The organism is Sulfitobacter litoralis (assembly GCF_900103185.1).
GTDB classification, from domain to species: domain Bacteria; phylum Pseudomonadota; class Alphaproteobacteria; order Rhodobacterales; family Rhodobacteraceae; genus Sulfitobacter; species Sulfitobacter litoralis.
Genome location: NZ_FNJD01000015.1, coordinates 1 through 13,351 on the forward strand (window position 1 = coordinate 1; position 13,351 = coordinate 13,351).

Sequence of the window (13,351 nt, forward strand, 5' to 3'; positions counted from 1 at the left end):
CATCCGAAAGATCATCTACACCACCAACGCAATTGAAAGCTTGAACCGTGTAATCCGCAAATCGATTAAGACGCGGGGATCGTTCCCGACCGAAGACGCAGCCACGAAGCTGATCTACTTGGCGATCCGCAAGTTTGAGAAAGGCGGCCGAAATGTTCGAGAATGGTTTGCGGCCCGCAATCATTTCGCCATAATGTTTGAGGATCGCTTCAATGCGTGACTGTATCTAAAACCCGCATGGGCCAGACCAGATACACAAAGTTCATGACACTCCCGCCTCATTCCCTAAAAGGCACCCAATATAACAATTTGCAGGGATAGCTACTGCACAATGAAAGTCTTAGGCGCCAAACAGCTGACGTCGTAAACTGTTTCGATATCCAATGGAACACCTTCGCATCTCCAAAAGCATTCTCTGCGTCGCCGCTGTCACCTTTCCACCCTCAATCGGACACGTATGGACCCTTGCGATTGATGTGGTTACATATAGCAAAGTTGCTTGATATCTTGACGGCAAAGCCGCTGATGCGCGATCGGAATTGTTTGTGGCACAGCGTTGATAATATTTGCGTCGCATCGACGGTATGGATGAGGATTGGAGCACAGTAATGGTTGATATGACTAAATCCGCAGAGCAGGCGATGGTTGCGGATAGTCGCGCCCGCGCATGCACCGATGCGGCACGCATCCACGAGAACCTCCAGTCAAGCGGGAACGCATAAGATGTGGCCGTCCTATGTGATTAACCTTGCTGACAACACCGCCCGTCTTGACGCGGTTACCAAAATTATGACCGCACAGGATATTGCCTTCGAGCGGGTCGAAGGCGTGAATGGCTGGGCCTTAACCGAGGCCGAGATTGCCCGAACCTACGACGCCAAGCGCAACGCCAAAGAGGGACGCCACCCGTTGGTACCGGCTGAAATCGGGTGTTACCTGTCGCATATCGCCGCGTGGCAGCGCATTGCAGACGGTGACGCTGCAGGGGGATTTATCTTTGAAGATGATTTCGACGCAACAGCGCAGCTTGGCCCCGTTTTAAGGGCGCTGAGCGCCGACGCAGCCGGCGAGTGGGACATGACTAAACTGTTCACTTTGGATACAGACGTAGAGCTTTGCAACGCACGGTCATTGCTTGATGATGTCCAGATCGGCACGCCCTACCGTGTGCCAACCTGCCTGATAGAGTATGCGCTCACCAAAAGCGCGGCTGCGCGTTTGGTTGCACAGGCCTTGCCGTTTTTCCGTCCCGTAGATGAAGACCAAAAATTTGTCTGGGAAACCGGGCTGCGGGTTGCTTTGGTTTTGCCGCCGCCTGTGGTTCTTGGGGATCAGCAGACCGTTACCGGAACAGTCGGACGGGCGCGGCGCACAGCGCGGCGCGGCGGTTTCGTTCAATTTCTGCACCGCGCACGTTACGCGCTGAGGTATCGCCTTGCTTTGGCGCGGCATAGACGGCGCGAAGGATGGCGCACGTGACCGCGGCCAAGACCAGGGAGCCACGGGTCCTCCATATTCACTTTGGTAAAGAAGGTGGTGCCGAACGGTTCTTTGTGAACCTTGCCCAGGCCTTTGCCGAGCGAGGTGTCGAGCAGCGTTTCATTATCCGGCCTAACCGCAGTTGAGAGCCCGAGATATCCCCGCTTGGTCCGGTGATACGCAATAATTTCAGCCGCATCTCGCCGATGTCTCTTGTCGCGCATTATCAAGCTGACCGTTGGGTGAAAAGCTGGAAGCCAGACGCCGTGATGGCATGGATGCCACGGGCGGGCCGGCTTTTGCACAGCTGGCCTGATACGGTAAAGCTCGCCCGGATGGGGGACTTTCCGCAAAACCTCAAGCATTTTGGCAAGTGCGACCTGCTGGTGGGCAATCTGCCCGGCATCGCAACGCGGTGTCGGGATCTTGGCTGGACCAAGCCTGTGCTGACAATCTCTAACTTTGCGCGGGACATCACGCCAGTCGCGATTGACCGCGCCAGCCTGAACACGCCCGAGGACGCTTTTGTCGTGGCCGCAAGCGGGCGCTTTGTGCCACGCAAGGGGTTTGATGTGCTGATACGTGCTGTGGCAAAGCTGCCTGGGGCTCATCTGTGGTTGTTGGGCGATGGTCGGGAACGCGGCAACCTCGAGGCGTTAGCACGCGAACTTGGCATGGCAGAGCGGGTTCATTTTACCGGCTGGGTATCCGAGCCCTTTCACGTCGTGGCGGCCGCCGATGCATTCGTTATGCCCTCGCGCCATGAACCGCTTGGCAACACTCTGTTAGAGGCGTGGAAAGTCGGCGTGCCGACCGTCGCCACCCGGTCTGAAGGGCCGGATTGGTATATGCGGGATGGCATCGACGGTATTGTAACCGAAATCGATGATCATGATGCGATTGCGGCAGGTTTGGCGCGCATCCGCGATGATAAAACGCTCGCGGCGTCCTTTGTGGCTGGCGCGCGCGCGCGTCTGGACCAGTACTTTAGCAAATCAGCGATTGTGGATGCCTATCTAAAAGTCTTCTCTGGCGACTTCAGCGGTTAGGCTGATGCGCGCGCTTGTCATCAATCTTGTCCGTGAAACGCAACGGTTGGCATTTCAGCGCGGCCAGGCTGAACGGCTGGGTTTAGGGCTGGATGTGGTGCCCGCGATAGGCGTGGCGCAGCTGCCAAGCCTTGCGAATGATCTGGACTGGAGCCGCTGGCAAAGACCTTTACGAGATGTCGAAAAAGCGTGCCTTTTGTCGCATCGGTCTGCGTGGCAGCGGGTTGTCGCAGTGGGCGAGCCGATCCTCATACTGGAAGATGACGCGTGGCTTATGCCTTCTGTCGCCCCGTTTCTTGCCCAAGCCATGCAGATTAAGGACATAGAACACCTGAGCCTCGAAACACGCGGCCGTAAAAAGCTGCTGGGGGCGACGCATCCGCAGATGTCAGACTTGCGGCGGCTGTGGCTCGACCGAAGCGGGGCCGCCGCGTATGTCCTTTGGCCCGAAGGGGCGCGTAAGCTACTCGAACGGTCGGCGAAAGTGCCGGCGCTCGCAGACGCCGTGATCGTAGAAACCCCCCAGCTCAAGCGCTGGCAGGCCGCCCCTGCACAAGCCATCCAAATCGATATGGCGTCACGGTATGGGCTCACGCCTCCTATTCCGGTGAGCAGCGCAATTTCTAGCGTGACGCGACCTGTGCAGGGCGGCACCCGTCATCGGGTCAGGCGATATATGCGGCAATTGGCGATGGGGGCGGTCATGCTGCGCCCGGGCACCGAACGTCTTGAACTTTGGCCGCAGCTAGAGGGCTAGACGCTCTGCCAAGCTGCGCAAGGGACAGCGCAATGACATGACGCGGCCGCAGGCCCGAGCGTGCCGATGCGCATAATCGCTACGCGTCATCGGCACCTCTACCTCAGAGCATCTTTGATGACGTGCTCAGCCTTGCAAGCCAGGGTGTCAAAGATTGGGTGCTTTGATCCTGAGCTGCGAAAAATTCTGCATTCTTCATGCAGTTCGCAAGCAGCTCTTGGCTTACACCGATGCGATCATACCGTCTGGCGCGTTCTGCATCGTACCACCCGAACTTTTGTTGCTGGTCTATGATGAGCAGACATCGCTGTATGGCCTGAAGCGCTGCGAACCTGAAGAAAACGGATCTATTTTGCTGCTTCAATACGCCGGTTTGCTCCAGAAGTTCGACCGATTTATCCGCGGTGAACGGCCAGAATTCGTCGGCGACAAGGAATGCAGTATCCTCCATCCCAATTCTGCGGCCGTAATCCTCCCAGTCGAACCATATGATCCTACCGTCGTCTGAAACGGCTGCGTTTCCTGGTCTGGCGTCCCATTTCACAAATTCTACGGGCAAGTCTAGAATGCTATGTGCAAGCGCGTTTTCATCGATTTCGGGAGCAGGGGCATCTAAGGCGTGTCCAAGGTGCCGCGGCCCGGATGCGAAACGCAGTGCCCACGCCGGGCTGGTCGCAATTGAGGGGGTGTCGCGCAAAAAATCCTTTTGAATAGTCTGCTTTATACGCACCAGACTTTCGATCGCCGCAACGGCAAGGTCATCTCTGTGAGCGCCCGACCGGCGCAACAATGCGCTTGTCAAACGTCTGCTGCCCACATCGCTTTGAAATGTCCAGCCATCGTGCACACCGAGCAAAGTTGGAACGTCTGCCTCGGCCTGTGATAGATATTCTAGAATACGAATTTCTCTAAGCCGGCGTTTTGGGTCAGCGCGCCATGACGCGATGATCTGCTGGTCTTGAAAATGTATCCGGACGCTCGCCCGTTCCCGCCCTCCGGGGGCCGTTATTTTTTCTATGGGTTTGCCAAAAAACGCCTCTGCGGCCAGTGCGGCGTGATCTGCAGACGGACGTTTCGGTTTGGGATTTTTGCTCGGATGGTCTGGCGTATTCACGTAATTTTCAACCTATACAGGTGGCAGGATGTAATGTATTTAGCTTGGGACAGAAAGTATCGGTTGGCGGCATTTATCCCTTTTTGGTTGCTGCAGATGCATTTCGATGCTATTGTGTGTAAAATGGAAACGCTCCTCTTGGTGCCTTAAAAGTATCATAATTCGGCATGGGCGTTTTTTTTGATTTAGTATCAGTGCCTTATAATTTAAGATACTTTTTTCGCCTCGTTAGACCTGGTCTGCTCATTTGAACGCTCTTGCGTGCTTTCATTGGCACGCTATAGATTAGTTTAACTCTCTACACCCTAGTTTTTTAATTCCGCAGTCATGCTGCACAGTCACACCTAGTGTTTTTTAGGTTCAAAGGATGCTCCTCAAATGTCCGATATCGAAGGTAATAACCAAGACAACGTCATCAACGGCACTTCTAATGGTGACACCATCAACGCCAAAGACGGTGATGATACCGTCTTTGGTATGGCGGGAAATGACGATATCGATGGTGATGATGGCAATGACGTTATCTACGGCGGTGATGGCGATGACACCATCGACGGCGGCAAGGGGCAAGACACTGTTTACGGCGGCGCTGGCAACGATGAGATAACCGGAGGATCCGGTAGCGGGTCTGGGCATGGATCTGGTAGCGGATCCGGCAGCGGTGCTGGCGATAAACTCTATGGCGAAGCGGGCGATGATACCCTTTACGGCAGCAAGGGTGATGACCGTCTAGCAGGCGGTGATGGTGACGATTACATCAAGGCCGGTTCCGGAGATGATGTTGTTCTGGGGGGTAATGGGAACGACACGCTCTACGGTCAAAAGGGCGACGACAGCATTTCTGGCGGTAAAGGCGATGACCTGATCTACGGCGGATCGGGCGATGATGTCATCCGCGGAAACGATGGCGATGACACCATTAGCGGTGGATCCGGCGACGACATTATTTGCGGCGATGACGGTGACGATGTTATCTTCGGCGGCTCTGGTGCCGACAGCCTGTACGGCGGTGCCGGAGAGGATCTCATGTTTGGCGGGAAAGGCGGCTCTGGTTCCGGTTATGGCTCCGGTGGCGGGGGCGACTCCTTTTACGTCAGTCGGCAGGGCGGTGGTACCGACACCGTCTATGGTGGTGCCCCTGGGAGCAAGTATTTAAGCGGTGGTACAGGCGGCAGCGGCGGAAGCAAGAACCCTCCGTACGGGTCTGCGAGCGGACAAGACATAAACGACATCCTTTATGTCGAGGGTCCCGTGACGGTCACGCTCCAAAGCGGAGAGACCTTCACTTTGACGCCCGGTCAAATGCGCCAGATCGTAAACAAGCATGACGACATCGACGATGATCTTCAGGATGGCGGCGTTGTTCTCTTGGATGATGGCACGCGCGTAGTATTTGACGACATCGGTAAAATTGCTTCCGTTGAGGATGCCAGCCCGCCCCCTAAAGTCATCTGCTTTACCCCCGGCACGTTGATCGCAACGGACCGTGGTCAGGTGCGCGTAGAAGACATTCGCGAAGGCGATCGTCTGATTACCCGTGACAGCGGCTTGCAACCCGTTTGTTGGGTCGGATCGAAATCCCTTACTGCGCAGCACCTGCAAGCCCACCCCGAGCTGCGCCCTGTTCTAATTCAGGCTGGGTCGATTGCGCCCAACATCCCAGAAGTCGATATGTTGGTGTCGCCGAACCACAGAATGCTCATGACTGGCAGCTCCGTACAGATGATCATGTCGGAAACCGAAGTTCTGATCGCTGCGAAACATATGGCTGGAAAGGCCGGCATCACGACGGTCGAGTCGTATACTGGCGTGCATTACATTCACATCATGTGCGAACAACACCAAGTGATCCTGGCCGATGGCGCGTGGACTGAAAGCTTCCAGCCCGGAGATTATTCATTAGAAGGGCTGCACGACGCCCAGAGAAATGAAATCTTTACACTGTTCCCCGAGCTGCACTCTGCCGAAGGGCTGCAACAATTCCAATCAGCGCGGACGGTTGTCAAAAAGTTTGAAGCCCGACTTCTCATGTAAGAAGCGAGATAGCTGCTCTGACGGCGGTGACTTTACGGTCCTGCCGTCAGAGCCTTTGACCATGCGATCTATCCCGTGCGGGGTGCGAAAAGGATTAATCCTGCACCAAGAACGCACAAGCCCGCGCCAGCAACGTCCCAAAGATCCGGCCGCTGCTCTTCCACGACCCACATCCACACAAGTGATGCCGCGATATAGATACCGCCATAGGCTGCAAACGCCCGGCCGGCGAAACCGGCCTCTATCATCGCTAGCAAGCCCGCAAATACCACCAGACATAGCAGCCCCGGCATCAGCCATAGCGGCGACGCACCACGCCACCACGCCCAGACCGCAAAACACCCCGCGATCTCGGCCAAGGCCGCAAGCGGATAGAGCAGGGCGGCGGGCATCATGCGGCGGCTCCGTGGTCAGCAAGGCATTCCTCGTGATCGCGCAGCACCTCGAGAATGCGACAGTCGGCGACCCGATCCGCATTGCACGCTCCGATCATCCGCTGCAATTCAACGCGGAGTGCCTGGAGCCGCACAAGCCTTGCCTCGACTTCGCGGAGCTGCCTTTGGGCGATAGCATCGACCTCAGCGCAAGAACGTTCGGGCGAGTCTGACAGGCCAAGAGCTCGCGGATCGCTTCAAGCGAAAAGCCAAGCTGGCGGGAATGGCGGATGAAGGCGAGGCGGTCTAGCTGGGTAATTCCGTACCGCCGCTGCCCGCCATCGGTGCGATCGGGTTCAGGCATAAGACCAATCTGTTCGTAGTAGCGGATCGTTTGCACCTTGGTGCCGGTGCGCTTTGCCAATGTTCCGATGGCGAGCATGTCTGTTCTCCTTTATCCTACAGTCGTTGTAGGTTTTGGAGGCGCTCCGCGCAAGCCGGTGGTTCAAAGTGGCCCGTCAGCTGGGCACAAGGTGGGCGTCGCTGAATGGCCTTATGTCCCCAGTATTCCTATACTGGGGCCTGATAAAAAAATCTTAATCAACGCTTGAAGCTACAGTTGCTGTAGGTCGTATGTCTGTTTCTGACAGTGAATCAGATAGGAAGATAAGATGGCGGACGGCAAGGCGGCACGCCGCGAATGGCGGGTTACGGGGATGGACTGCGGCGCCTGCGCGGCCAAGGTGCGCGGCGCGGTGGAGCGCTTGCCGGGGGTCGCGGAGGTCGATGTCGCGCTGATGTCTGAACGGCTGCGCCTGACGCTGAACGAGGGTGAAACCTCGCCCGAGCGGATCGAGAAAGCCGTGCGCGGTATCGGTTTTGGCATTTCTGCGAAGGGGGCGAAGGCAGAAAAGCCGAAGGTCGGTTTCGTTCTGCCTGACGACGCGATGCCTGACGATGACGGGGCGGGGCCTGAGCCACGCAGCGCCACCGATGCGCCACCAGAACCTAATTGGTATCAGACTGCGAAAGCGCGTTTGGTGCTTGGCAGCGGTGCCTTGCTTGCTACGGCATGGGCGTCCCGGTTGGTCCTGCCAGCCGAGGTTTCACACTGGGTGTTCGTTCTGGCCACATTGATTGGGCTCATTCCCGTGGCCCGCCGTGCGGTCGCAATGGCGCGGGTGGGGATGCCGTTTACCATCGAAATGCTGATGACCATCGCTGCAAGTGGTGCGCTTGTGATCGGAGAGCCGGAAGAGGCCGCGCTGGTGGTCTTTCTCTTTGCCGTGGGCGAATTGCTGGAGGGTGTCTCTGCCGGGAAGGCGCGAAATAGCATTCGTGCACTGACCAAGCTGGTACCGAAAACGGCGCGCCTTGAAGTGGGCAGGAGGACACGCGAGGTGGCGGCAGAGACCCTTAGGGTCGGCCAAATTGTGCAGGTGCGCCCCGGTGATCGGGTGCCCTGTGACGGCAAAGTGGTCAGCGGCACCTCGGGCGTCGATGAAAGCCCTGTCACCGGCGAAAGCGTGCCGCGCCTCAAAGAGCCGGACGCGGAGGTGTTTGCCGGATCGATCAATACCGAAGCCCTGCTGCGCGTGCGCGTCATCAAAGCCGCGGCAGACAACACCATCGCCCGCATTGTGCGGCTGGTCGAAGAGGCAGAAAGCGCCCGAGCGCCGACCGAGCGGTTCATCGACCGGTTCAGCCGCATCTATATGCCCGCCGTGGTGGGCTTGGCTGTATTGGTCGCCGTCGTGCCCCCGCTTGCCTTCGGAGGCGCGTGGGACGAATGGGTCTATCGTGCGCTGGCCTTGCTGCTGATCGGCTGCCCCTGTGCACTGGTGATCTCGGTGCCCGCGTCGATCACCTCGGCCCTGTCCACCGGGGCGCGCAACGGGTTGTTAATGAAGGGCGGCGCGGTGATTGAAGCGGCCGCGCGGGTCACGCATGTGGCCTTTGACAAGACCGGAACGTTGACCCACGGCAAGCCGCAAGTGACCGATGTGCAAACCATCGTCGGAGACGAAACCGGTCTTTTGGCCCTTGCCGCCGGAGTAGAGAGTGGCGCCAGCCACCCGCTGGGCCAAGCCATTTGCCGCGCGGTAGAGGCGCGAGGGATCGACCCCGCCACTGCGACACAGTCACGCGCCTTGCCCGGAAAAGGGGCCGAAGCGGTGATCGCAGGCGCAACCATCTGCGTGGGCTCACCGCGTTTGGCGGCAGAACGCGGGGCCCTGTCAGAGACATTGCGCGCCGAGGTCGAGACGCTTGAAGCGCAGGGCAAAACCGTGGTGATCGTGCTTCTCGACAGTGTGGCCCAAGGTCTTATCGCCCTGCGCGATGAACCCCGCGCCGATGCGGCAGAGGCGGTGGCCCAATTGAACGCCTTGGGAATTTCATCGGTCATGCTTACAGGGGACAGCAGCCGCACAGCCTTTGTTATCGCAGAAGGCCTTGGCATCGACCACAAGTCAGAGCTGATGCCTGAGGATAAGGTCGCGGCCATTCAAAGCCTCGCGGCTGAAGCCAAGGTCATGATGATCGGCGACGGCATCAACGACGCGCCTGCATTGGCCGCAGCGCATGTGGGGGTTGCGATGGGGTCCGGCACCGATGTGGCGCTCGAGACAGCTGATGCTGCGATCTTGCGCGACCGGGTGACAGATGTACCCGGCCAAATTCGGCTTGCCCGCGCGACGATGGGTAATATCCGGCAGAACATTGCCATCGCACTTGGACTTAAGGGTGCGTTTCTGGTTACGACGATGCTCGGCGTGACGGGCCTTTGGATCGCGATCCTGGCTGATACTGGGGCAACCGTTCTGGTGACGTTGAACGCCCTGCGTTTGTTGTTCTTCCGGCCAAACACTGCTGATGGGCTGGCCGAACCTGCCAGCCGCCCTACAACCTATAGCAACCATAGTCTGAACCCTCGGAAGGACACGATATGACCCTCACACGACGCAGCTTTTTGGCTTTTACTGCGAGCTTGGCCGCCGCCGCACCCCTTGCAGCATGGGCCAAAGAGAAACCTGCGATCCACGTGATGAAAGACCCCAACTGCGGGTGCTGTTCAGCTTGGATCGATATCCTAGAAAAAGAGGGCTTTGCCGTCACGACCGAACGCAGCCTGGGAACGCTCCTGATCCGGTACAAGCAAGACAACGGCATCCCGCAGAACATGGCGTCTTGTCACACTGGAAAGATTGACGGCTATATGATCGAAGGCCACGTGCCGCCCGCTGACATCCGCAAACTGCTGGCCGAGCGTCCAGACGCCATTGGCCTCGCCGTACCGGGGATGCCCTATGGTTCGCCGGGCATGGGCCCCGAGACAAAGCGCGAAGCGTATGATGTCTATCTGATTGCCCGCGATGGCAGCACCGAAGTGTTCTCGAGCTACGAAGCCGCGTAGCGCACGGCACTTTCTTTCTCAAATGAAAAGGTAGCTCCCATGGCCCATGATCACGTTCATATTGACCCGCAAAGCGGTGATCGAAGAGTGTCGGTCGCGATTTGGGCGAATGCGCTGCTCACGGTCGCGCAGATTGTGGGCGGGGTGTTATCGGGATCGCTCGCGCTCGTCGCCGATGCGCTTCACAACTTTTCTGATATGGCCTCTTTGGTCATTGCGTTTGTCGCCCGCAAAATTGCGCGACGGCCGGCGGACGCGCGTATGACATTCGGCTACGGCCGGATCGAAATCGTGGCCGCCCTTATTAACTATACCACGCTGATTTTGGTCGGCTTTTACCTAATATACGAGGGCGGAATGCGCCTGATCGACCCGCCTCAGGTGGCGGGCTGGACCGTGGTCATTCTGGGTTGTGTTGCCCTTGTGATAGATACGCTGACGGCGCTGCTGACCTATACTATGCAAAAGGACAGTGTGAACATCAGGGCGCTGTTCTTACATAACCTGTCAGATGCGTTGGCCTCGGTTGCGGTGATTTTCGGCGGTACGCTTATTATTCTGTATGACCTGCGTTGGGTCGATCCTGCGATTACAATCGGTATCGCTGTTTATATCCTCTATCTCGCGCTGACCGAAATCGGCGGGCCGATCCGCATGCTTATGCTGGGCAGCCCACCTGATATGGATGCCACCGCAGTCGTCGGGGCGCTGGCCAAACTGGATGGCGTGCGTGACGTGCACCACGTCCACCTATGGCAAATGCAAGAACATGAGGTGGCGCTTGATTGTCATGTGGTGTTGGTGGGGCAGGATTGGAGCGAACTTGACGCCGTAAAACGCGAGATCAAACGAATGCTCGCGGTGGATTTCGGTATTTCCCATTCGAGCCTTGAATTTGAAACCTCTGACAGCGCGCATGAAGGCGCATCGCTGTTTGGTCACGAGGAGCCACCCAAGGCGGGTGGCCCCAAGCCGGATCACAGCTGACCCTAATCAGAGACCTTGACCCATGTCCGCATCCCGCCGACGGCGTGGCTTAACATGTGGCAATGGATCAACCAGCGTCCCGGATTGTCGAAGACGCAGATGACATCTCGGCTTTCGCCCGCGGCTACCAGTGACGTATCGCGCAGGTCACCGAGGCTACCATCAGGGGCAACTTCGTAAAAATGGTGGCCGTGCAGGTGAATGCCGTGCGGGAATGCGGTATCGTTCGCAAGGGTGATCCGCACCGTCTCGCCGCGCTCAAACGCTCCAAACGGGTCGTCATGCAGGTCAGAGATATTGTTGAAGGACCAGATATTAGCCCCCCCGTGTCGCCCGCCCATAGCACCGCCCATCATGGTCAGCGTCAGATGCTGGCTGGGGTCGCCCGGCGTTGGCAGGTTCGGCGCTACAAGCGGGGCAATTGGCTTGGGAATTCGGTCCGTGTTTGTACCAGAGATTGCCAACTCAGCCAGACGGTAGGACCCCTGACGCGACTGCATATCAAAGCCCACGGGACCGGTGATATCAACGATCAGATCCGCCCGCTGCGCAGGGGCCAGCACGAGGTCAGCCAAGCTGCGCGGCGTTTCAAGTGCCATGCCGTCTAGTGCAACGACCGACCCTGTGACGCCGGTAACCGCCAGCGAAAAGATGCGGTTTGTGGCCGCGTTGATCATGCGGAGCCGGACGCGGTCAGCATTTTTCACCGCATCCTGCGAGAGGAAGCCCCGCGCGAAATTGCCCATATAGCCTGCGTGGGCGACGCTGTGCATATCCGAGAATTCGTCGATGAGGCTGCCATCTTCGGCGATGATCCAATCAGACAGGAGTACCGTGATGTCATGGTCCACATCGGGGGGTAGATCATCCTCGACGATCAATGGCCCCATCATGCCGCGTGCGACCTGTTCTTGCGAGATGTAGTGCGAATGATACCAGTAGGTTCCCGCGTCCGGTGGCACGAAGCTATAGGTCTTGTTGTCGCCGGGGTTGATCAGATCCTGTGTCATCATCGGCACTCCGTCCATCCGGTTTTCAAGCCGGATGCCATGCCAATGGACTGCGGTGCCTTCGTCCAGACCGTTTTCGACCTCCACCGTCGTGCGTGCGCCACGTTTGACCCTGATCTCCGGCCCGGGCATCGACCCGTTGAAGCCCAGCATCGCGGTGCTGCCTTCGCCTTCGGGTAGGATCTGCCGCGTGACGGGTTCGGCCCTAAGCGTGAACGGGGCCGCAGCGGCCAAGCCCCGCAAGGGGAGGATTGCTGTGGCTGAAACGCTCGCGAGAAACTGTCGTCTGTTCATATCGTGCCTTACCGAAAATAGTTCAAAGGTGGCGCTAGCTAGGAAAAATGAGCGCGTTCGGGGCCGATCAATGTGACCGGCCCCGAAGTCGGATTTACTTCATCTGTGTGACAGTGAGCTTGCCTTTGACGCGGTCAGCGACGAATTCGATGTCTTGACCTTCTTTCATCTTGGCGATCAGCGCTTCGTCAGCTTTAAACACCATGGTCATGGACGGCATGTCTAGGTTTTCAAGCGGCCCGTGGATGATGGTGACCTTTTTGCCTTTGGCGTCGACTTTCTTGATCTTGCCGGTTGAGTAGACAGCCGGTGCCGCGGGTGCCTCATCAGACTGCGCCACGGTGATCGGGCCATGCATGCCGGATTCGTAGTGACCGGGGATCAGGCAGGCAAACTCAAAGTTGCCCTCATTGGCGAATTTCCAGATCACCTCGCCCTCCATGCCGGGATCCAGACGCACAGAATTCGGGTCGTCGTGCTCCATGTCCATCTTGGCCATGGCTTCTTTGTGCTCGGCGTTGCCTTCCATTGTGTCGATCACGAACTCATGCTCGATCTCGCCTTTGTTCGTGACGGCAAAACGGATGGTCTCGCCCTTCTTGATGTCGAACTCGGCGGGTTCAAAGATCATTTCGCCGTCGTCAGTCTCGCGCATGCTGACTTCGATGGTGCGGTCAACGGCATCTGCCTTGCCGGGCATGCCGACCGCCATTTCTTTATGCATGTCGCCGTGGCCGTCATCGCCGTGGCCCCCGTCATGGGCACCTGCAGCAAACGCAGGGGCCGAGAGAAGCAGGGAAAGGGCGGTCGAGATAAGAAGTTTGTTCATTGTGTTTCC

At 57.9% G+C, this 13,351-nt stretch carries 13 protein-coding genes and 1 pseudogene; 9 read left to right on the plus strand and 5 right to left on the minus strand.

Features of this window, described 5'->3' with window-relative positions:
* The 5 genes from BLQ98_RS12215 to BLQ98_RS12230 all read left to right on the plus strand — a co-directional run.
* A partial coding sequence (locus BLQ98_RS12215) for a transposase (protein ID WP_141135325.1) occupies positions 1-220 on the plus strand: 220 nt, incomplete at its 5' end.
* 503 nt (positions 221-723) lie between these two features.
* Positions 724-1,479: a glycosyltransferase family 25 protein gene (locus BLQ98_RS12220; protein ID WP_093733599.1), complete on the plus strand. Its 756-nt coding sequence runs from the start codon at positions 724-726 to the stop codon at positions 1,477-1,479.
* Positions 1,476-1,625 (plus strand): glycosyltransferase, encoded by a 150-nt coding sequence (locus BLQ98_RS18100; RefSeq protein WP_141135326.1) that lies wholly within the window; start codon positions 1,476-1,478, stop codon positions 1,623-1,625. The genes BLQ98_RS12220 and BLQ98_RS18100 overlap by 4 nt, the downstream gene beginning before the upstream one ends.
* A 27-nt stretch (positions 1,626-1,652) precedes the next feature.
* On the plus strand, positions 1,653-2,528 hold the full coding sequence (locus tag BLQ98_RS12225) for a glycosyltransferase (protein WP_141135327.1): 876 nt from the start codon (positions 1,653-1,655) through the stop codon (positions 2,526-2,528).
* Positions 2,529-2,532: 4 nt separating this feature from the next.
* Positions 2,533-3,285, plus strand: a complete 753-nt coding sequence (locus tag BLQ98_RS12230) for a glycosyltransferase family 25 protein (protein ID WP_093733601.1) — start codon at positions 2,533-2,535, stop codon at positions 3,283-3,285.
* Positions 3,286-3,388: 103 nt separating this feature from the next.
* Here BLQ98_RS12230 and BLQ98_RS12235 read toward each other — a convergent pair whose 3' ends face one another.
* Positions 3,389-4,399 (minus strand): phosphotransferase, encoded by a 1,011-nt coding sequence (locus tag BLQ98_RS12235; protein WP_141135328.1) that lies wholly within the window; start codon positions 4,397-4,399, stop codon positions 3,389-3,391.
* 378 nt (positions 4,400-4,777) lie between these two features.
* Here BLQ98_RS12235 and BLQ98_RS12240 point away from each other — a divergent pair, with 378 nt between their 5' ends.
* A complete protein-coding gene (locus BLQ98_RS12240) occupies positions 4,778-6,433 on the plus strand; it encodes a Hint domain-containing protein (protein WP_093733603.1) in 1,656 nt (551 codons plus the stop codon).
* A 68-nt stretch (positions 6,434-6,501) separates the two neighbouring features.
* On the opposite strand, the gene BLQ98_RS12245 is transcribed toward BLQ98_RS12240, so the two are convergent.
* Positions 6,502-6,825, minus strand: coding sequence for a YnfA family protein (locus BLQ98_RS12245; RefSeq protein ID WP_093733673.1), 324 nt, complete (start codon positions 6,823-6,825; stop codon positions 6,502-6,504).
* Positions 6,825-7,249: pseudogene (locus BLQ98_RS12250) on the minus strand (MerR family transcriptional regulator). The gene BLQ98_RS12245 and the pseudogene BLQ98_RS12250 overlap by 1 nt, the downstream one beginning before the upstream one ends.
* A 229-nt stretch (positions 7,250-7,478) precedes the next feature.
* Between BLQ98_RS12250 and BLQ98_RS12255 the strand changes: the two are divergent.
* The 3 genes from BLQ98_RS12255 to BLQ98_RS12265 are packed head-to-tail and all read left to right on the plus strand — an operon-like array spanning position 7,479 to position 11,209.
* On the plus strand, positions 7,479-9,758 hold the full coding sequence (locus BLQ98_RS12255) for a heavy metal translocating P-type ATPase (RefSeq protein WP_093733604.1): 2,280 nt from the start codon (positions 7,479-7,481) through the stop codon (positions 9,756-9,758).
* Positions 9,755-10,222 carry a DUF411 domain-containing protein gene (locus tag BLQ98_RS12260; RefSeq protein ID WP_093733605.1) on the plus strand — a complete coding sequence of 156 codons (468 nt, stop codon included), beginning with the start codon at positions 9,755-9,757 and terminating at the stop codon, positions 10,220-10,222. The genes BLQ98_RS12255 and BLQ98_RS12260 overlap by 4 nt, the downstream gene beginning before the upstream one ends.
* Before the next feature lie 39 nt (positions 10,223-10,261).
* Positions 10,262-11,209, plus strand: a complete 948-nt coding sequence (locus tag BLQ98_RS12265) for a cation diffusion facilitator family transporter (protein WP_093733606.1) — start codon at positions 10,262-10,264, stop codon at positions 11,207-11,209.
* 2 nt (positions 11,210-11,211) lie between these two features.
* Here BLQ98_RS12265 and BLQ98_RS12270 read toward each other — a convergent pair whose 3' ends face one another.
* Both BLQ98_RS12270 and BLQ98_RS12275 read right to left on the minus strand, forming a co-directional pair.
* Positions 11,212-12,513 (minus strand): multicopper oxidase family protein, encoded by a 1,302-nt coding sequence (locus BLQ98_RS12270; protein WP_093733607.1) that lies wholly within the window; start codon positions 12,511-12,513, stop codon positions 11,212-11,214.
* 94 nt (positions 12,514-12,607) lie between these two features.
* On the minus strand, positions 12,608-13,342 hold the full coding sequence (locus BLQ98_RS12275; RefSeq protein ID WP_093733608.1) for a copper-binding protein: 735 nt from the start codon (positions 13,340-13,342) through the stop codon (positions 12,608-12,610).
* Between the last annotated feature and the right edge of the window lie 9 nt (positions 13,343-13,351).

What these genes read in the sequence shown, in the direction of transcription:
- BLQ98_RS12275 (WP_093733608.1), bottom strand. Translation starts at nt 13,342, where the DNA reads ATGAACAAACTTCTTATCTCGACCGCCCTTTCCCTGCTTCTCTCGGCC.
- BLQ98_RS12220 (WP_093733599.1), top strand. Translation starts at nt 724, where the DNA reads ATGTGGCCGTCCTATGTGATTAACCTTGCTGACAACACCGCCCGTCTT.
- BLQ98_RS12230 (WP_093733601.1), top strand. Translation starts at nt 2,533, where the DNA reads ATGCGCGCGCTTGTCATCAATCTTGTCCGTGAAACGCAACGGTTGGCA.
- BLQ98_RS12265 (WP_093733606.1), top strand. Translation starts at nt 10,262, where the DNA reads ATGGCCCATGATCACGTTCATATTGACCCGCAAAGCGGTGATCGAAGA.
- BLQ98_RS12270 (WP_093733607.1), bottom strand. Translation starts at nt 12,513, where the DNA reads ATGAACAGACGACAGTTTCTCGCGAGCGTTTCAGCCACAGCAATCCTC.
- BLQ98_RS12245 (WP_093733673.1), bottom strand. Translation starts at nt 6,825, where the DNA reads ATGCCCGCCGCCCTGCTCTATCCGCTTGCGGCCTTGGCCGAGATCGCG.
- BLQ98_RS12255 (WP_093733604.1), top strand. Translation starts at nt 7,479, where the DNA reads ATGGCGGACGGCAAGGCGGCACGCCGCGAATGGCGGGTTACGGGGATG.
- BLQ98_RS12240 (WP_093733603.1), top strand. Translation starts at nt 4,778, where the DNA reads ATGTCCGATATCGAAGGTAATAACCAAGACAACGTCATCAACGGCACT.
- BLQ98_RS12260 (WP_093733605.1), top strand. Translation starts at nt 9,755, where the DNA reads ATGACCCTCACACGACGCAGCTTTTTGGCTTTTACTGCGAGCTTGGCC.